Below are 18,950 nucleotides of genomic sequence, written 5' to 3'. Positions count from 1 at the left end.
ATGTCGCCCCCTGGAAGTGTCTTGACCACTGTGTGCCCTCCGTATGATCCCGCACCCGGCCCCGGTGGTCTGACACCCCGCCAGAGTGATGTATACGACGCGAAAGGTGCCGGCGTGGAAGCGGGTGGGGGTGTGGAGTCGCCGGGGCTTGTGGGGGTGGGCGGTGAGACAGGGGCGGCCGGGGGTACGGAGTCGGCGGCGGTGCTTGTGGGGGTGGGTGGAGGCAGGAGGGCGGGGGCTGGCCAGGAGACCCGGTCGGTCGGGGGCTCCGGGGTGTGGGGGGCCGGGGGCAAGGGGGTGGTGCTCGGCGGCAGCGGCGCAGCGGTGCCCGTGGGGGCGTCCATCACCGGGGGTGGGCCGAACTCTCCGCGTGGGGGTACGGCCGTGCCGGGGGCCGGGGCGGGCTGCTGCGCGGCGGGCGGCAGCCGACGCAGCACCTGGGTCGGGGACGGCTCTACGTCAGTCGGCTCGGGTGCGACGGGCAGCGGGCGCAGGCGGTAGGTCGGGGACGGGTCCTGCGGGGGCTCCGGGAGCTGCGGCGAGGGGCGCGCGTCGTCCGCGGGGTCGGCGGGTTGCCGTAGGAGATGGGTGTCGTTCGTGGGCTCGGCGGGTCGGCGGAACAGGTGCGTGTCCTGAACGGGCTCCGGGAGCCGGCGTAGGAGATGCGTGTCCCGCACCGGCTCCGCGACGGATCGCTCGAAGCGGTCCGTGTCCTGCGGGGGCTCGTGGGACTGCCGTACGGAATGCGCGTCCTGCACAGGCTCTGCGGGCTGCCGGAAGGGGGGTGGGCCCTGGGCCGGCTCCGCGGGCTCCCGCACGAGGTGCGTGTTCTGCACCGGCTCCGCGGGCTCCCGCACGAGGTGCGCGTCCTCTTCCGGTTCCGGAGACTGCCGTAGGGGATGGGGGTTCTGACCCGGCTCCGCCGGCTGGCGTAGGAGGTGGGTGGGGCGTTCCTCGGGGGCTGGTTCTTCGGTGGGGGCTGGGGGCCACGCGGGGGTGAGGGGGGCGGGGTGGGGTGTCGGGCCCTGTGCCGGGTCGGGCGCCGCAGGCATCCGGCAGGGTTCCGCCGTGAAGCGGCTGGAGCCGTCCGTGGCGATCTCCAGGGGGACCACATAGCCGATGCGCTCGTCGTGGACGGTCGCGTGGATGGCGTGTCCCGCGGTGCGGGCGAGGGCGTGGAGGTGGGTGAGTACCGCCTGGTGGAGCTCCTCGCCGCCGGACGAGGTGACCGGTGTGCCGGCGACCGTCGCGGCCGGCCCCGCCAGGGACACCCGGACCTCGATGGGTACGGCGGGTGCGGTCCCGCCCTGCTGGTCCCGCTTCTTGTCGCGGCTGAGTCGAGACATCTCATCCCTCACGGTCGTGCACGTACTGTCGAGTCTCTCCGCTCCCCCACGGTTCTCACGTCACCGTGATGTCACAGGCCTGTTCCAGCGACGGCCGCGACGACGTGCAGCATCGGCGACGGGGCGAGGGATGGCAAGGGCGGGAACCGGGCATGCGGACAGGGGTGCGGCGAGAGGTGGCGAGCGTGTGGCAGGGGCCGGAGATGTGGATCCGCGGTCCGGTGAGCGTGTCGGGACGGCGGTTCTCCTGGGTGGGTACGCACGGCGGCGCCGGGGTCTCCACCCTGGCCGCGGTCTACGGCGGCCACGACGGCGGACGCGACTGGCCCGGCCCCGGCGCGCCGACCTCCGTCCTGCTCGTCGCCCGGACCCACGCCCACGGGCTGCTGACCGCCCGTCGCGCCCTGGAGGTCTTCCGGCGCGGTGAGGCTCCGCCGGGGCTCGACCTCGACGCGCTCGTCCTGGTCGCCGACGCACCCGGCCGACTCCCGAAACCACTGGCCCAACAGCTGCGGGAACTGGAGTCCGCGATCGACGTCCACCGCGTCCCCTGGGTACCGGCGTGGCGCCTGGGCGACCTGGACTCCACACCGCCCCGCGAGACGGCGGCACTGTCCCGGCTCATGGGCACGCCCGGGTGAACGACCCCAACCGCCCGGCCGTGGCGACCCGGTGGATCGGATCCGCCGGGGGGGGTGACGGGGGTATCGGGGGCTACCGGGGCCGCTGAAGCCGCTGGGACCGCTGGGACCGCTGGGGGCACGAGAGCCACGGGGGTCGCGGGGCCACGAGGAACAAGGGGGCCATGGGGACCACAAGGAGCACAAGGGCCATGGGAACCACGAGGACCACGGGCGCCTTGGAAACCACGAGGACCACCGGAGCCACGAGAGCCACGAGAGCCACGGGAGCCACGGGAGCCACCGAGCCTGTCGGATCCGCCGCGTTCGGCAGCTTCGCAAGGCCCACCGGATCCGCGAGGTCCACCGAGCCCATCGAGTCCGCCGAACCCACCGAATCCGCCGGGTCCACCGAATCTGCCGGGCCCGCCGAATCCGTCAGATCGGCCGAGCCCGGCACGCCCCCCGAGTCCGCCGAGGTTCGGACCCGACGGGTGTCCGGTCGGGCTCCAGTTGGTCGCGCGGCACGGGCGGGAGGACTCGCTGCTCCAGGTCGCCGATTGCCCTGATTGATTGCGTGTGCATAAAATGCGTGCGCAATCAGATTCCTCGTGCGCCGACCTCCGGGAGCCCTCATGACCCGCCGCTTCCTGTTCGTCCTGAGCAGCAGCCGCAACGACGGCAACACCGAGCTGCTGGCCCGCCGCGCCGCCGAGCAACTGCCCACGGGCGTCGAGCAGGAGTGGATCAGCCTCGCCGAGCACCCGCTGCCCGACTTCGTGGACCTGCGCCGGGACAGCGACCACGTACGCCCGCCCGAGGGCAGTGTCGCGGCCCGTCTGCTGGACGCCACGCTCGCCGCGACCGACGTCGTGATCGCCTCGCCCCTGTACTGGTACTCCGTCTCCGCCCACGCCAAGCGCTACCTCGACCACTGGTCGGGCTGGCTGCGCACCCCCGGCCTCGACTTCAAGGCGACCATGGCCAACCGCACCCTCTGGGGCGTCACCGCGCTCGCCCACGAGGAGTTCGAGGTCGCGGACCCGCTGGTCGGCACGCTCCGCAACTCGGCCGCCTACATGGGCATGCGCTTCGGCGGAGTCCTGCTCGGCAACGGCAGCCGGCGCGGCGATGTCCTCCACGACGCTGCCGCCCTGACCCGCGCGAAGACGTTCTTCGCCCAGGAGGCCCCGCTCGCCCGCTTCCCCTATGAGGCGGAAGCGGCCTGACCTCGGCGCAACGCCCTACGCCGTGATGTCCTTCGCCGTGAACCGGGCCCAGGCCGCCGAACCGAACACCGCCGCGTACAGGCCCTGGAGTTCGAGGTTCTTCACCAGGTCGTCCCAGTAGACCGGTTCCCGCATGAGGTCCGCGAAGGACAGCCAGTAGTGGGAGAAGAGATACGGCTGGATCGCGTGCAACTGCGGTATCTGGTCCAGGATCTGGATCGTGATCAGCAGGCCGACCGTCGTGGCCATCGCCGCGATACCGCTGTTCGTGAGGGTCGACACGAACAGGCCCAGCGCGGCCACGCCGACGAGTGACGCGGCGACCACCAGCGCGATCAGGAACGCTCTGCCCAGCCCCTCGGCGAACGTGATCTGTGTGCCGGAGATCGTCGTGAGATCGCCGAGCGGGAACAGCAGCGCGCCCACCGTGAGCGCCGATATCGCCACCACCAATGTCGCCACCAGGCAGAACGCCATCGTCGTCGCGTACTTGGTGAGGAGCAGGCGGGTGCGGCCGGCCGGGGCGACAAGGAGGTAGCGCAAGGTGCCGGCGTTGGCCTCACCCGCGATCGCGTCGCCCGCGATCACGCCGATCGCCATCGGCAGGAAGAACGGGAGGGTGGCGGCGAGGGCGGTGAAGACCAGGAACAGGCCGTTGTTGGTGACCTGGGAGATGAAGGCCGGGCCTCCGCCGCCACCGCCGCCTCGGTCCGGGCCTGTCGAGTCGCCGGTTTCGATCTTGATCGCGATGCCGATGAGGATGGGGACGGCGGCGAGGACGGTGAGGAGGGCGAGGGTGCGCCAGCGGCGGAAGGTGGTGTGGAGTTCGTTGCGAAGGAGGGTGCCGTAGAAGGTTGTACGGCGGCTTGCGGGTTGTGGGGGCTGAGCGCGCCCACGCGGCGGTAGCCCCAGATTCGATGCAGCCCCGCGCCCCTGAAATGCCTCCATCTCAGCCTGCGACATCGAAGCCCTCCCCTGTCAGTGCCACAAAGGCGTCTTCCAGGGACGGTCGCTCCACCCCGAACCCTCGGACCCGTACCCCTGCCTTCACCAACGCCGCGTTGATGTCCGCCAGTTCACGGGTCGGGGGCTCGGCCGTCACCTGGTCGTCCGTCACCACCACGTCGCCCACGCCCTGTTCCTTCAGGATCCGCGCCGCATCCCCCGTGTCCGGCGTCGTCACCACCAGGCGGCCCCTCGCTCCCGCCGCCAGGTCCGCCACCGGGCCCTGGGTGATCAGGTGGCCCTGGGTCATCACCGCCGCGTGGGTGCAGACCTGTTCGATCTCGTCGAGGAGGTGGGAGGAGAGGAAGACCGTCGTGCCGTCGGAGGCCAACTCGCGGACCAGGGAACGGATCTCGCGCATGCCCTGGGGGTCGAGGCCGTTGGTCGGCTCGTCCAGGACGAGGAGCTTGCGGGGCTGGAGGAGGGCCGACGCCAGCCCCAGTCGCTGCTTCATGCCGAGCGAGTACGCCTTCGCCTTCTTGCCGGCGGCGGCCGCGAGGCCCACCCGGTCCAGCGCCGCCGCGACCCGGGCGCGCCGGGTGCGGGGGTCGGCGGTCGGGTCGGCGGCGTCGTAGCGTACGAGGTTGTCCCGGCCGGAGAGGAAGCCGTACAGGGCCGGGCCCTCGATGAGGGCGCCGACGTGCGGGAGGACGGTCCGTGCGGAGCGCGGCATGGGGTGGCCCAGGACGCGCGCCGAGCCGGAGGTCGGCTCGATCAGGCCCATCAGCATGCGGATGGTGGTGGTCTTGCCCGAGCCGTTCGGACCGAGGAAGCCGAAGACGCTGCCCGCCGGGACGGTCAGGTCGAGCCCGTCGACGGCGAGCTGCCCACCGCGGTAGCGCTTGGTGAGGGCGCGGGTGTGGATGACACCGGCCGCTGCGTCCTCACCGGCGTCCGACCCCTCCGGATCCGGCTCCGTGGCGGACCGCTCGCCCATCGGCTTCCTCGATTCGTCGTGCCTCGTGCGGCGACGCGGGTCATGTCCTCGCGTCGCCTCCCCGCGTCCCCTTACTTCCCCGCGTCCGCCGCCTTCACCAGCGCGTCCTTGGTGACCGCGCCCACGTACACCTTGCCGTCGTCGGTGATCAGGGCGTTGATCAGGCGGGTCTTGAAGACGGTGCCCTCGCCGAACTTCCCGGAGACCTTGTCGCCGAGCGAGTCCAGGAAGCCGCCGAAGTCGCCGCCGCCCGCCTCGGAGCCGGACGGTATGCCCTGGCCGCCGGTGTCGAAGGTGGCGATGGAGTCCCAGCCGTCCCCGATGACGTCGAGGCCCTTGAAGTCCTCGGCCTCACCGGAGGCGCCACCGGGGAGCTTGGGCAGGTCCTTCGGGAGGTCCTTGCCGTCGGAGTCGGAGTGTTCGGACGCCTTCGGGGCGTCCTCCTCGGTGACCTTCGCGCCCTTCGGCGGGGTGAAGTCGAAGGTGGAGGCGGCCGGCTTGGCGAAGGTGACCTGGGTGAAGCCCGCGTCCACCACGGCCGCGCCGCCGCTCGCCGGGGTCAGCGTGAACTTCAGCGGCAGGCCGGTCTTCGCGTCCACCGCCACGGTGATCCGGCCGACCGTCGTGCCCTCGTCCTTGGGCTTGATGACGAGCCGGTAGGCGTCTCGGCCCGCGACCTGCGCGGTGCCGTCCACCGTCACCGAGGTGGTCTTGTCGACCGCCTTGAGGGCGTCCTCGGCGAAGTCCTTGGGCGTGGCCGGGACTTCTTCCTGCTGGCCGTCGCCCTTCTCCACGGTGGTGTGGAAGACGGAGTTGGACCCGCTGTCGTAGCCCCAGACGTCCTTGCCGTTGTGGATGAGGCTGTACTCGGCCGCGTCCTCCAGGAGCGAGACCTTCTGCTTGTCCTCGCCGTCTGCCGCGACCCGCAGCGTGTGCGTGCCGGAGGCGAGTTCGGTGAGCTTGGTGGACGGGTCGGCGGACGAGCCGTCCCCGGAGGAGGACCCGGCACCGGAGCCGAGGCTCTTCTCCAGGCCGCCGAGGTCCGGCAGGCCGAGGTCGGTGGTGATCTTCACGGTGCCCGACAGCTGCTGCACGTCGGACGTGGCGATCTTCTCGATGAGTTCCTGTGCGCTGATCTTCGGCAGGTCGGGGTCACCGGAGTCGGCGAGCGCCGGGACGAGCCCGATGGTCGCCGCGGCGACTCCCACCACTGTGGCCGGCACGAGGTACCGCGCGGCCTTGCGCCGGCGCGCCGAGCGCAGCTCCTCGGCGTCCGCGGCGCTCACGCTGTCGTCGGATTCGAACGGTGCCATGTGTGCCTTACCTCCGTCGTCGGCGGCGGCTGTTCAACTCCCGTGCGTACACCCCGTAGCCGCCATTCTCACCCGAATCGGTGAGGAGTGGTGTTTTCCGTGGTGTCCATCTGACCAAATCCGCCGGGATGATTCGTCAGCCCTCGGAGCCAACTCCGCGTACCTCTCGGGTATGACACGACACGACGGCGCCCCCTAGTACCCGTAGGGGACGCCGTACCTGCCGGCGGGTCAGCCGCGACCGAACCGGAGCATCAGCCCCGCAGGAACAGGTAGTCCGCCTGGTACGGCACGCCGACGATCGCGCCCGGTCGGCACGAGCCCGCCGGGGCGACCCCGCCGACCGTGTTCAGCCGCAGGATCTCCGTGGTGTCGGCGAGCAGCCCGCGGTGCTTGCCGGACTGCTTGGCCTTGAGGTCGAGCTCCGGGATGTTCGTCTCCCCGTTCGGGGTCTTGGACAGGAGCTTTCCGGTGACCGCGCTGCGGTCGGGCGCGATCCACTGCGGGGTACCCGAGTTGGGCTTCACGAAGGAGTGCGCGATCCGGCCGCCGAGCACGGCCGCGACATCCCGCTGGGCGAAGGCGTGGCCGCCGCCCTGGGCCGGCTTGCACTCGTAGATCTGCCTGCCCTTGACCACGGACGCCTGGAAGTTGCCCAGCGCGTCACGGAAGTCGAAGGAGGCGACGGTGACCTTGTGGAACTGGCCGCGGACGGCTCCGCCCGGGAACTGCTTGGTGTGCAGGTTGGCGTAGAACGAGCCCGGGTCGGACTTGAGCTTGGCGAGCAGCGCCTTGTCCTTGACCTTCACGGTGCCGGTGACGCTGTTGCGCCTGCTGTTCTTCAGCAGGTCGGTGAACTCCACCTTGATGCCGCCGTTGACACCCCGGGCGCCCTGGTGGATGTGGAGGGCGGTGGGCCGGTCGACGCCGGCCCACTTGACGGCGACGGAGATCCGGTCGCCCTTCACCTTGAGGAACTCCACGGCGGCGCCGTCCTTGTCGCCGACGGCCGGACCACCGGCGACGGGAACCTCGTTGGCGCCGCGGAGGCTGGCGGCGAGGACGGTGCCGCGATCGGTCTTGCCGCTGTGGGCGACCGCCGGGACGACCCCGGCGGCGACACCGGCGAGGGTGGTCAGCCCTATGCCGGTGACGATGAGGCTCTTACGGCGTGCAGAGAACGTCGGGCTCGAGAACGTCGTGTTGATGCCCATGATTCTGATTTCTCCCCGTATTGCGGCCGACGCCCCCTGCGTCGGCTTCTGTGCATGCAATACGGAAGGGATCTCAGATTGGATTTAGTCCAATGCTGTGACGTGTATCACTAACCCGCGCGGTGCACCACCGCGTCGCACAGCTCCACCAGCGCCGCCTTGGCGTCGCACTCCCGCAGCGGGGCCAGCGCCGCCCGGGCCTCCTCCGCGAAGCGCACGGTGTCCCGGCGGGCCTGCTCCAGCGCCGGGTGGGCGCGCAGCGCGACCAGCGCCTCCGCGTGCCGTACGTCGTCCGTGAGGTCGGAGTCGAGCAGTTCGCACAGCGCGAGGTCCTCGGGCAGCCGAAGCCGCTCGGCGCGCTCCCGCAGCCGCAGCACCGGCATCGTGGGGATGCCCTCGCGCAGGTCGGTGCCCGGCGTCTTGCCCGACTCGTGGGAGTCGGAGGCGATGTCCAGGACGTCGTCGGCGAGCTGGAAGGCGACGCCGAGGCGCTCGCCGTACTGGGTCAGGACGTCCACGACCGTCTCGTCGGCGCCGGACATCATCGCCCCGAAGCGGCACGAGACCGCGACCAGGGAGCCGGTCTTGCCGCCGAGGACATCCAGGTAGTGCTCGACCGGGTCCCGCCCGTCGGAGGGGCCCGCGGTCTCCAGGATCTGGCCGGTGACCAGGCGTTCGAACGCCTCGGACTGCACCCGGACCGCCTCGGGGCCGAGGTCGGCGAGGATGTGCGAGGCACGGGCGAACAGGAAGTCGCCGGTCAGCACCGCCACGGAGTTGCCCCAGCGGGTGTTGGCGCTGTCGACCCCGCGGCGCACGGCCGCCTCGTCCATCACGTCGTCGTGGTACAGCGTGGCCAGGTGGGTCAGCTCCACCACCACGGCCGACGGCACGATGCCCGGCGCGTAGGGGTCGCCGAACTGCGCGGCGAGCATCACGAGGAGCGGGCGGAACCGCTTGCCCCCCGCGCGCACGAGATGCTGGGCGGCCTCCGTGATGAAGGGGACCTCGCTCTTGGTGGCTTCGAGCAGTCCTTCCTCGACAGCCGCCAATCCGGCCTGGACATCGGCTTCCAGAGCCTGGTCCCGCACGCTCAGCCCGAACGGCCCGACGACGGTCACGAGGGGTCTCCTGTCTGCTGGTGTCTACTGGCTGGTTACGCGGAATGTCGATAGGTCGCTGCCATCACTCAAGTCAGCGTATCCGGTCACCTTTGGATCACCGATAGCGCCCGCCCCGTCCATGCCAGGCGGTATCGGATCACGACCGGTATGTTTTTGATCACCTGAAATGACCGGATATCTGTTGACTTGCAGGGAAGAAGCGGCCCGTGTCCCGAACCGACGTCGCCACAGAGCCCGAAGAACCCGCAGGTCCCGGAAGCCTCCCGCGCCCCGAGGACGACACCGCCTTCTTCGGCCAGCCCAGGGGCCTGCTGACCCTCTCCGGGCTGGAGGTCTGGGAGCGGTTCTCGTTCCTCGGCATGCAGGCCATCCTCGTCCTGTACTTCGCCGACACCGTGGCACACGGCGGCATGGGCATGTCGGCCGGTACGGCCGCCTCCGTCTCCGCGGCCTACGGCACCCTCGTCTACCTGGTCTCCGTCGCCGGCGGCTGGCTCGCCGACCGCATCCTCGGCTCGTACCGCGCGGTCCTGTGGGGCGGCGTCCTGATCGCCTGCGGCCACTACGCCATGGCCGTCCCGACCGGGACGATGACCTGGGTGGGCCTCGGGCTCATCAGCGCCGGCACCGGGCTCCTGAAGCCCAACGTGGCCACCATGGTCGGCAAGCTGTACCGCACCGACGACGAGCGCCGGGACGCCGGTTTCGCGCTCTACTACATGGCGATCAACATCGGCGCCTTCGCGGGCCCCCTGATCACCGGCTGGCTGGGCGACCACCAGGGCTGGCACCGGGGCTTCTCGGCGGCGGCGATCGGCATGACCTTCGGGCTGATCCAGTACGTCCTGGGCCGCCGTCACCTGGCCGGGCGCAAGCACTCGGCGGAAGTCGCTCTCGCGCCGCCTGCCATGAGACGTGCGGTTCGTCTGATCTTCATAGGTATCGCCGCCGTGAGCACAACAGCCGCCGCCCTGGCCCTGGCGGGCTGGCTCACCATGGCCCGCTTCGTCGACCTCCTCACCCTCGTCTCGGTGATCGCCCCGGTCGTCTACTTCACGGTGATGTTCACCAGCCCCCGGGTCACCCGGGAGGAACGCGGCCGCCTCAGGCCGTACATCGTGCTCTTCCTGGCCTCGACGGTCTTCAACTTCATCCTGTTCCAGGCCTACTCGACGATGATGCTGCTGGCCTCCACGAACGCCGAGACGGCCATCCTCGGCTTCGACTTCCCGGCCAGCTGGTACGCCTCCGCGCTGGGCGCCTTCGAGGTCGGGCTCGCGCCCGTGGTCGCCGCCCTGTGGGTGCGTATGGGGCACCGCCAGCCGCACGCCTCCAACAAGATCGCCATTGGGGTGGTCCTCGGCGGTCTGTCGTTCCTGCTGATGGTCCTGCCGACGAGCGGGCACAAGGGCGACGACTACCTGATGTCCGCCTGGTGGATCGTCGGCTCCTATCTGCTGCTGGGCCTCGGCGACATCCTTCTGGAGACCTCCGGAATGTCGGCCACCACCAAGCTCGCTCCTACGGCCTTCTCCAGCCAGACCATGTCCCTGTGGTTCCTGTCGCTCGCCCTCGCGAACGGCATCCAGGCACAGACGGTGAAGCTCTACGACGACGTCTCCCAGCCGGCCTACTTCGGCGTCAACGGCGCGATCGCGGTGGCCGCGGGCGTCGCCGTCATGGCCGCAGCACCCTGGCTGCGCCGCACCATGCACCCCGTCCACTGAGGTCACGCTCATGCGCATCCGTACGTCCTTCCCCCACGAGACGACCCACGAGGACGTCCGCATCCCGTTGCCGGACGGGACGCTCCTGTACGCGCGCGTGTGGCGCCCTCTCACCCCTCAACCGGTACCCGCGATCCTCGAATACCTGCCGTACCGCCTCACCGACTGGACCGCGCCCCGCGACCGGCAGCGCCACCCCTGGTACGCGGGTCACGGCTACGCCTCCGTGCGCGTGGACGTGCGCGGGCACGGCAACAGCGAGGGCCTGCCGACGGACGAGTACTCGGCGACGGAACTCACCGACGGGGTCGAGGTGGTGAACTGGCTGGCCGCACAGCCCTGGTGCGACGGCGCAGTGGGCATGTTCGGCATCTCCTGGGGCGGCTTCAACTCCCTCCAGATCGCGGCCCTCGCGCCCGAGCCGCTCAAGGCGGTCGTCACCGTCTGCTCCACGGACGATCGCTATGACAACGACGTGCACTACATGGGAGGTTCCGTCCTCGCCGTCGACATGCACGCCTGGGCGGCGACCATGCTCGCCTTCGTCTGCCGCCCGCCGGACCCGCTGTACGCGGGCGAGTCCTGGCGGGACCTGTGGCTGAAGCGCCTGGAGGCGGTCGAGCCGTTCGTGCACACCTGGCTGGACCACCAGAAGCGCGACACCTATTGGCGCCACGGCAGCGTCTGCGAGGACTACGGCGCGATCGACGCGGCCGTCCTCGCGGTCGGCGGCTGGCACGACCCGTACCGCGACACGGTCCTGCGTCTGGTCGAGCACCTGCCCAAGGAGCGCGTACGGGGCCTGATCGGCCCCTGGTCGCACCAGTACCCCGACCGCGGCCTGCCGCCCGGCCCGGCGATCGGCTTCCTCCAGGAGACCCTGCGCTGGTGGGACCAGCACCTCAAGGGCATCGACACCAGCGTCATGCGAGAGCCCCTCCTGAGGGCCTACGTCAGCGACTCGCACCCCCCTGCCACCGTCTACGACACCCTCCCGGGCCGCTGGGTCGGCGAGCCGTCCTGGCCCTCGCCGAACGTCCGGATCATCACGTACGGCCTTCAGGGCGCCCCTGTCCCGGTCCGCTCCCCGCAGCACACGGGCGTGGACGCCGGCCGCTTCTTCCCCTTCGGCAACGACGCCGACCTGCCGCCGGACCAGCGCGAGGAGGACGCCCGCTCGGTCTGCTTCGAGTTCGCGGTCGGCGAGGAGACCCGGGTGCTGGGGCGGCCGCGGGTACGGCTCAGGGTGCGTTGCGAGGTACCGCGCGCACAGGTCGTCGCCCGGCTGTGCGACGTGGCCCCGGACGGCTCCTCGACCCTGGTCACCCGGGGCGTGCTGAACCTCTCGGCGCGCCACGGACGCGACCGGGCGGTGCCCTGGGAGCCGGGGGCCACCGAGGAGGTCTCCTTCGAGCTGAACGGCATCGGGCACGCCTTCCCGCCCGGCCACCGCATCCGGCTCGCCGTGTCCTCCGCGTACTGGCCGTGGATCTGGCCGCAGCCGGGCTCGGAGGCGGGCTTCACGCTGGACCCGGCGGGAAGCTTCCTCGAACTGCCGGTACGCGCGCGTGAAGCGTCCTCGGAGGGCGCCGGCAAGGACGCCTCCAAGGAGACCCCCTTCGAAGAGATCTCCTTCGAGGAGCCGGAGCAGTCCGAACCCCTCGGCGTCAGTTACCCGGCCACCTTCGACGAGCCCCGCCCCGAGCGCCTGGTCGTCCGGGACGTCGCCAAGGGCGAGTGGCGTCTTGAGGTCGACCCCCGGTACGGCGGCACGCGCGTGTACCCCGACGGTCTGGAGTTCACCGAGGACGCGCTGGAGACGTACACGATCCAGGAGGCGGACCCGCTGACCGCGCGCACCCGCTCGGACTGGTCGATCCGGCTGCACCGCCCGGAACTCGGCTGGGACACGACCGTCCGCACCCGCTCGGAGATCGGCTGCGACGGGACGGACTTCCTCACCTCGAACGAGGTGATCTGCACCGAGGGCGGCGAGGTGGTCTTCCACCAGACCTGGGAGAAGCGGATCCCACGGACGGCCGGTTAACGATGAGTTGACGCCAGATGACCGTTTCACCCCACTTGCGATCGGGCGTGACTTGGCTCACTCCAACAGGCGGTCCGCGACGGATCCGACGCCGCCTCACCCCCCTTTGCCCGAGCCCGCGTTGAGGCTTGGCGGCCGCAAAGGATCAAGCGGCCCATAAGCCTCACACGCAGGTCAATAGGCGCAGTGTGTGAATCCGGCACTTGTTCCGGACATGTGCTCTCGCATACGTTCCCGGCCTGTCGGGCGGACGCCGAATCCTGCCGCCGCCCGTACACCCACCGAGAACCACGGCAGGAGCGGGGGACCCAGGTAAGTCGCCGGGCCGGGCGTCTTCGGACAAACCGGTACGGCTCGGGGTGAAGTCACGCCTTTCGTGGGCGTGGCCGGGCAGCTCCCGCCCGAACCCGACAGCTCACCTCGCAGGCGACGGAGAGGAACTTCGCCATGCCTGCTGCCGCTCAGCACCGTCACCGCCGCCAGGGCCGTCTCGCCCGCAAGCTCGCCGTCCTCGGCACCGGGGCCGCCGTACTCGCCCTCCCGGTCATCGGCGCGACCAGTGCCTCCGCCGCGACCGTGCCGGTCCAGACCGCCACCTCGCTCGGGTACGCCAACACCCTCGACGGCTGGATCCGCGCGTCCCTCGCGGTCATGGCCGAGAACGGCATCCCGGGGTCGTACAACGGCATCTACCGCAACATCATCCGGGAGTCCTCGGGCAACCCGTACGCGATCAACAACTGGGACTCCAACGCCGCCGCGGGCACCCCGTCCAAGGGCCTGCTCCAGGTGATCGACCCGACGTTCAACGCGTACCACGTCACGAACACGTCCTGGGACCCGTACGACCCGGTCGCGAACATCACCGCCGCCTGCAACTACGCGGCCCAGCGGTACGGCTCCATCGACAACGTGTGGGGCGCCTACTAGGCGAGCCTGAACAGTCTTTCGAGGACGACGGCGATGCCGTCGTCCTCGTTCGACAGGGTCACCTCGTCGGCCACGGCCTTGAGTTCGGGATGGGCGTTGGCCATCGCGACACCGTGGGCCGCCCAGTCGAACATGGGGATGTCGTTGGGCATGTCCCCGAACGCGATGGTCGTCTCCGGGCCCAGGCCCAGATGGTCGGCGGCCAGCGCGAGACCGGTCGCCTTGGTGATGCCGCATGGCTGGAGTTCGACGGTGCCGGGGCCGGACATGGTGACCGTGGCCAGCGAGCCCACCACCGAGCGCGCCGTCACCGCCAACTCGTCGTCAGACAGGTAGGGGTGACGGAGCAGCACCTTGCTGATCGGCTCGCACCACAGGTCGTCGCGGCGCCCGACCCGCACCGCGGGCAGCGTCGGATGGGGCATCAGATAGCCCGGCTCGATGAGCGTGAGCCCGTCGACGCCGTCCTGGTCGACAGCCGCGTACACCTGCCCGACCTCCGCCTCGATCTTGCCGAGCGCGGTCTCGGCCAGCTCCCGGTCCAGGGTCACCGACCACAGCAGACGGTCCGCGCCGGCGTCGTACACCTGCGCGCCCTGTCCGCACACCGCGAGCCCCGTGCTGCCGAGGTCGTCGAGGAGCGGCCGCACTCTGGGCGCGGGGCGTCCGGTCACGACGAGATGCTTCGCACCCGCCTCCGCCACCCGTTCGAGCACGGCCCGGGACCGGTCGGAGAGCGTGTCGTCGGCCCGCAGCAGCGTTCCGTCCAGGTCGGTGGCGATGAGTGAATATGCGGTGGAGGCGGCCATGATCAGAGAATACGGTCGGCAGGCCCGTGCGACTCGACGCGAACCGGACGGCTGCTGCTTTCACATACGTTGACGTGTGTTCCGGTTACGCGGAGCCCCGTACGACCAGTTCCGTCGGCAGGATCACCCCGGCCGTGTCCTCGCCCGCGATCTGCGCGAGCAGCATGCGGACCATCTCGGCGCTGATGCGTTCGAAGGGCTGGCGCATGGTGGTGAGGGCGGGCGCGATGGAGGTGGCCGCGTGCGAGTCGTCGAAGCCGCCGACAGCGATGTCATCCGGGACCGAACGCCCGCACTGCTGCAGGACGTTGACGACCCCGAGGGCCATCAGGTCGGAGGCGACGAAGACCGCGTCCATGTCGGGTGCCTGCGCGAGCAGCGTACGGGCCGCCTGTTCGCCGCCGCTGCGGCGGAAGTCGCCCTCCACCACGAGCGCCGGGTCGTAGGGCAGGCCCGCCTCGGCGAGCACGTCCCGGTAGCCGGCCAGCCGGTCGGGGCCGCCCGGCATGTCGAGCGGCCCGGTGACCATGCCGATGCGGCGGCGGCCGCCCGCGAGCAGATGGCGGACCATCTCCTGCGCGCCGTCGCGGTCGGCGGCGGCCACGTAGCTCACCTTGGAGCCGAGCCCTATCGGCTTGCCGCAGACCACCAACGGGATCCCGGCGTCGTGCAGTTCGGCGGCGACCGGGTCACCGCTGTGGTTGGAGAGCAGCAGCACCCCGTCGACGTGGCCCGAGGTGATGTACCGGGTCAGCCGGCGCCGGTCGTCGTCGCTGGCGGCCAGCATGAGCAGCAGCGGGATGTCGTGCTGGGCGAGGTGCTCCGTGCAACCGCGCAGCAGGATGTTGAAGTTGGGGTCCTCGAAGAACTTCTCCTGCGGTTCGGTGAGCAGGAAGGCCACCGAGTCGGACCGGCCGGTGCTCAGGCTGCGGGCGTGCCGGTTGACGACGTATCCCGTCTTCCTGATGGCGGCCTCCACCGACCGCCGGGCGGCCGGCGAGACGTAGTGGCCGCCGTTCAGGAACCGGGAGACGGTACCGCGCGACACGCCCGCCTCCCGGGCCACGTCATGGATGGTGGGAGGCCGGCGACGCCCGTTCGCACTGGTGGTCATGTTCCTCGTAACGCAGAAGTGACTAGGACTTGATGGAGCCGCTCAGCAGGTCCAGGGACCAGAAGCGCTGGATCACCAGGAAGAGGGCGATCAGCGGGAGGATCGCGAGCAGGCAGCCGGTGATGACCAGGGTGTAGAGGGCCGGCTGCGAGGCGCCCTGGGCGAGCAGCGTGTACAGGCCGAGGGTGATCGGGAACTTCTCGTCGTCCGCGAGCATTACGTAGGGCAGAAGGAAGTTGTTCCAGATCCCGACGAACTGGAAGAGGAACACCGTGATCAGGCCCGGCATCATCATCGGTACGGCGATCCGCGAGAAGATCCTCCACTCGCTCGCGCCGTCCATACGGGCCGCCTCCATGAGCTCGGCGGGCACCGACGCGGCCGCGTAGATCCGGACCAGATAGACGCCGTACGGCGACAGGATCGACGGCAGCAGCATCGACCAGTACGAGTCGGCGAGCCCCAGCTTCGCCAGCAGCAGGTACTGCGGTACGGCGAGCACGATGCTCGGCACCAGCACCCCCGCCAGGATCATCTTGAAGATGGCCTCGCGGCCCCGGAAGGCGAAGCGGCCGAGCGCGTAGCCGCCGGCGGCGGACACCGCGGCCGAGAGCAGGGCACCGAAACCGGCGTAGAAGGCCGAGTTGGCCATCCACCGCCAGTAGATGCCGTCCCGGTAGTCCGTCAGGTCGCCGAGGTTGGAGAAGAGGCCGGTGCCGGGGGCGAAGCTGAAGGTGGAGAAGAGCTCCGAGCGGTCCTTGGTCGCCGCGATGACGACCCAGGCGATGGGGACCATGCAGTACAGGGCGCCGAGGAGCAGGACGAGGGTCGGGACCCAGGCGGTGCGCCGGGCGCGGGCGGCCCTGGTGGGGGCGGCGGTGTCGGCGCTGAGGGTGAGGGGGGTCATGCCCGGTCCTCCCGGGTGTAGCGGTCGGAGATGCGCAGCAGCGTGAAAGAGAGGACGAACGTGGCCAGGGCCAGGACGACCGCGGTGGCGGAGGCGCCGTAGATGTCGGACTTCAGGAAGGCGCTGTCGTAGATGGCCATCAGCGGGCTCCAGGTGCTCTGGAGGTTGTTCGTCAGGGGCTTGAGGGTCATCGGCTCGGTGAAGACCTGGAGGGTGGCGATCACCGAGAAGAAGAAGGTCAGGACCAGGGAGGGCATGACGATGGGGATCTTGATCCGCAGAGCGATCGCGAGGTTGGACGCGCCGTCGAGACGGGCCGCCTCGTAGATGTCCGGCGGGATCGCCCGCAGCGCGGTGTAGATCACGATCATGTTGAAGCCGGTGCCGCCCCAGACCGCGATGTTGGCGAAGGAGAGGTACAGGTTGCCGCCGTCGAACAGGTCCGGCTGCGGGAGGCCGAACTTGTCCAGCATGTAGTAGAAGGGGCTGACCGACGGCAGGTAGAGGAAGCCCCACATGAGGGCGGCGATGATGCCCGGCACGGCGTACGGCAGGAAGATCATCAGCCGTGCGAAGGGCGCGCTGCGCGCCTTCGGGGTGTCCAGCATGAGCGCGAAGACCAGCGCCAGGCCCAGCATGGTCGGGATCACGATGAGGCCGTAGCCGAAGGCGCGCAGCACGCTGTGGCCGAACTCCGCGTCGTGGAGGACGTCGGTGTAGTTGCCGAAGCCGTTCCAGACCTGTTCGCGGGCGCCCTTGCCGAGGCCGATGCCCTTGACCTTCACCCTGTGCAGGCTCAGCCAGATCGCGTAGCCGATGGGGATCACGGTGAAGGCGGCGAAGAGCGTGAGCGTGGGCACCAGGAACCAGTACGGTGCGCTGCGGCCCTTGCGGCGGGGGCGGACGGACGTGCTGGTGCCGCCCGCCAAGGGGCCGACCGCGGTGATGCGGTCGGCGCCCTTGAGCGGAGTGCTGGTCATGCCTCGGTCACCTCGAAGCCCTGCTTCTTCATGTCGGCGAAGGTCTTCGACTGCACGGTGGCCAGGGCGGAGACGAACTGGGACTCCTTCTTCGCCTTGGTGGCCCCGCCGAAGCTGTCCTGGAAGGCGGTGTACGCGGTGTTGACGTTCGGGCCCCAGGCCGAGGCGGCCGTGGTCGCGGCGATCTCACCGGCCGTGGTGTAGAAGTCCGACTGGTTGGAGAAGAACTCCGGCGTCGACAGGACCGAGCCGGACTGGCCCTTGGTCGCCGCCGGGTAGATCGCGACCTCCTTGACCAGGGCGGCCAGCGCCTCCGGGTCGGTGTTCAGCCAGGTGGCGAACTTCGCGGCCGCCTCGGCGTGCTTGGAGTCGGTGGAGACGCCGGTGGAGGAGCCGCCCCAGCTGCCGGTGACGCTCTCGCCCGACTTCCACTGCGGCAGCGGGGCCATGCGCCACTTGCCCTTGGTGTCGGGAGCGGAGGAGACCAGCACACCGGGCGCCCACACGGCGGAGACCCAGGCGAGGTGGGTGCCCTCGTTGAGCGCCTTGTTCCAGGCCGGGGTGTACATCGGCTGGTTGTCGATGACGCCCTCCTGCACCAGCCCGCCCCAGAACTCGGCGACCTGCTTGGTGGCCGCGTCGTCGATGGCGACGGTCCACTTGCCGGCCGAGTCGACGGTCCACCACTTGGCGCCCGCCTGCTGGGACAGGCCCGCGAACAGGCCCGGGTCGTTGGAGGAGAAGGTGGTCAAGTAGGCGTCCGGGACAGCCTTCTTGGCGGCGCGGGCGGTCTCGGCGAACTCCGTCCAGGTCTTCGGGACGCTGAGCCCGTGCTTCTTGAAGAGGTCGTCGCGGTAGTAGAACATCAGCGGCCCGGCGTCCTGCGGGATCGCGTAGAGGGCGTCCGTACCGAGGGTGACCATGCCCCACAGCCCCTCGGCGAACTCGGACTTGGTGCTGCCCGCGTACTTGGTGAGGTCGGCGAGGACGTCGTTGGAGACCAGGGTGGGCAGCGACTGGTACTCGACCTGGATGAGGTCGGGGGCGTTGCCGGCCTTCTTCGCGGTGATCAGCTTGGAGACGATCTCGGCGCCGCTGGCCTGCTTGGACACCGTGACCGTGATGTCCGGGTTCTTCTTGTTCCAGATCGCGGCGACCTTCTCCATGTTCGGAGCCCACGACCAGTAGGTCAGCTTGACCGGCCCGCTGTCGCTGCCGCCGGAGTCGTCGTCGGAACCGCCGCAGGCGGCGAGGGTGCTCGTGAGGCCGACGGCTGCTGCCCCGGCGAGGATGCTGCGCCTGCTGATCTGGCGGCGGTGGATCGACATCTTTCATCTCCCCTGACTGTGAACCAGCCGGACTCGGACCGTCCCGCTTCGCGGCAACCGCCGTGGGGGGAGGTTCTGCGACACGTGACCGAGAGGCTGTGCGCGAGGGCCGCGCGGCTCTGTGATCGTGCACAGTAGAGAATTGTTTCCGCCCCTTGTCAATGGCGAGTGCGTGGGGTTACCTACTTGTTGCCCGCCGATAGCTGGGGCGAGGGGGGCTGTGCACGATCACAGAAACTGAGGGAGTTTCGTGGTCGTACGGCAGACCGCGGGGAGATTTCGCGGCCTGCCGGACGGCTCTCCTCGCCCCGTTCTCCGGC

The 18,950-nt window shown here is 70.2% G+C and carries 16 protein-coding genes and 1 riboswitch; of the genes, 6 read left to right on the top strand and 10 right to left on the bottom strand.

The features are described 5' to 3' along the window. The first annotated feature begins 662 nt into the window (after positions 1 to 662). From ABZ896_RS11240 to ABZ896_RS11230, 3 genes are all read left to right on the top strand, one after another. A complete protein-coding gene (locus ABZ896_RS11240) occupies positions 663 to 896 on the top strand; it encodes a hypothetical protein (RefSeq protein ID WP_360925497.1) in 234 nt (77 codons plus the stop codon). Between the two features lie 602 nt (positions 897 to 1,498). Further along, positions 1,499 to 1,987 (top strand): DUF6668 family protein, encoded by a 489-nt coding sequence (locus ABZ896_RS11235; RefSeq protein ID WP_360925495.1) that lies wholly within the window; start codon positions 1,499 to 1,501, stop codon positions 1,985 to 1,987. 614 nt (positions 1,988 to 2,601) lie between these two features. Then, a complete protein-coding gene (locus tag ABZ896_RS11230) occupies positions 2,602 to 3,195 on the top strand; it encodes an NAD(P)H-dependent oxidoreductase (RefSeq protein ID WP_360925492.1) in 594 nt (197 codons plus the stop codon). Between the two features lie 15 nt (positions 3,196 to 3,210). Here ABZ896_RS11230 and ABZ896_RS11225 read toward each other — a convergent pair whose 3' ends face one another. The 5 genes from ABZ896_RS11225 to ABZ896_RS11205 form a co-directional block, all read right to left on the bottom strand. Further along, entirely contained in the window at positions 3,211 to 4,158 is a 948-nt protein-coding gene (locus ABZ896_RS11225; RefSeq protein ID WP_360925489.1) for an ABC transporter permease, read from the bottom strand. After that, positions 4,145 to 5,137, bottom strand: a complete 993-nt coding sequence (locus ABZ896_RS11220; protein ID WP_360925486.1) for an ABC transporter ATP-binding protein — start codon at positions 5,135 to 5,137, stop codon at positions 4,145 to 4,147. The genes ABZ896_RS11225 and ABZ896_RS11220 overlap by 14 nt, the downstream gene beginning before the upstream one ends. 71 nt (positions 5,138 to 5,208) lie before the next feature. Further along, entirely contained in the window at positions 5,209 to 6,450 is a 1,242-nt protein-coding gene (locus ABZ896_RS11215) for a sigma-E factor regulatory protein RseB domain-containing protein (RefSeq protein WP_360925483.1), read from the bottom strand. A 254-nt stretch (positions 6,451 to 6,704) separates the two neighbouring features. After that, positions 6,705 to 7,664 carry a CHRD domain-containing protein gene (locus ABZ896_RS11210; RefSeq protein WP_360925479.1) on the bottom strand — a complete coding sequence of 320 codons (960 nt, stop codon included), beginning with the start codon at positions 7,662 to 7,664 and terminating at the stop codon, positions 6,705 to 6,707. A gap of 110 nt (positions 7,665 to 7,774) precedes the next feature. Beyond that, positions 7,775 to 8,785: a polyprenyl synthetase family protein gene (locus ABZ896_RS11205; RefSeq protein ID WP_360925476.1), complete on the bottom strand. Its 1,011-nt coding sequence runs from the start codon at positions 8,783 to 8,785 to the stop codon at positions 7,775 to 7,777. A 209-nt stretch (positions 8,786 to 8,994) separates the two neighbouring features. On the opposite strand from ABZ896_RS11205, the gene ABZ896_RS11200 reads away from it, so the two are divergent. The 3 genes from ABZ896_RS11200 to ABZ896_RS11190 all read left to right on the top strand — a co-directional run bounded on the left by ABZ896_RS11200 (position 8,995) and on the right by ABZ896_RS11190 (position 13,492). Then, the gene (locus ABZ896_RS11200; RefSeq protein ID WP_360925473.1) at positions 8,995 to 10,515 is read left to right on the top strand and encodes a peptide MFS transporter; all 1,521 of its coding nucleotides are present in this window, start codon (positions 8,995 to 8,997) and stop codon (positions 10,513 to 10,515) included. A 10-nt stretch (positions 10,516 to 10,525) separates the two neighbouring features. Next, positions 10,526 to 12,562: a CocE/NonD family hydrolase gene (locus ABZ896_RS11195; RefSeq protein WP_360925471.1), complete on the top strand. Its 2,037-nt coding sequence runs from the start codon at positions 10,526 to 10,528 to the stop codon at positions 12,560 to 12,562. A 269-nt stretch (positions 12,563 to 12,831) separates the two neighbouring features. Beyond that, a riboswitch (cyclic di-AMP (ydaO/yuaA leader) is annotated at positions 12,832 to 13,004 on the top strand. 5 nt (positions 13,005 to 13,009) lie between these two features. Next, entirely contained in the window at positions 13,010 to 13,492 is a 483-nt protein-coding gene (locus ABZ896_RS11190; protein ID WP_360925468.1) for a transglycosylase SLT domain-containing protein, read from the top strand. Here the strand turns inward: ABZ896_RS11190 and ABZ896_RS11185 are convergent. The 5 genes from ABZ896_RS11185 to ABZ896_RS11165 form a co-directional block, all read right to left on the bottom strand. Then, on the bottom strand, positions 13,489 to 14,301 hold the full coding sequence (locus ABZ896_RS11185) for an HAD family hydrolase (RefSeq protein ID WP_360925466.1): 813 nt from the start codon (positions 14,299 to 14,301) through the stop codon (positions 13,489 to 13,491). The two genes, ABZ896_RS11190 and ABZ896_RS11185, sit on opposite strands and share 4 nt — an antisense overlap. 85 nt (positions 14,302 to 14,386) lie before the next feature. Continuing rightward, complete coding sequence (locus ABZ896_RS11180) at positions 14,387 to 15,415, bottom strand: LacI family DNA-binding transcriptional regulator (RefSeq protein ID WP_360925463.1); 1,029 nt, start codon at positions 15,413 to 15,415, stop codon at positions 14,387 to 14,389. A gap of 22 nt (positions 15,416 to 15,437) precedes the next feature. Then, complete coding sequence (locus tag ABZ896_RS11175) at positions 15,438 to 16,322, bottom strand: carbohydrate ABC transporter permease (protein WP_360925460.1); 885 nt, start codon at positions 16,320 to 16,322, stop codon at positions 15,438 to 15,440. Further along, complete coding sequence (locus ABZ896_RS11170) at positions 16,319 to 17,302, bottom strand: sugar ABC transporter permease (RefSeq protein WP_360925457.1); 984 nt, start codon at positions 17,300 to 17,302, stop codon at positions 16,319 to 16,321. Before ABZ896_RS11170 ends, ABZ896_RS11175 begins: the two co-directional genes overlap by 4 nt. After that, complete coding sequence (locus tag ABZ896_RS11165; protein ID WP_360925454.1) at positions 17,299 to 18,630, bottom strand: sugar ABC transporter substrate-binding protein; 1,332 nt, start codon at positions 18,628 to 18,630, stop codon at positions 17,299 to 17,301. Before ABZ896_RS11165 ends, ABZ896_RS11170 begins: the two co-directional genes overlap by 4 nt. Positions 18,631 to 18,950: the final 320 nt, after the last annotated feature.

It is taken from the genome of Streptomyces sp. NPDC047072, assembly GCF_040643855.1.
Classification (GTDB): domain Bacteria; phylum Actinomycetota; class Actinomycetes; order Streptomycetales; family Streptomycetaceae; genus Streptomyces.
This window is presented reverse-complemented; position numbering and strand designations above follow the sequence as displayed.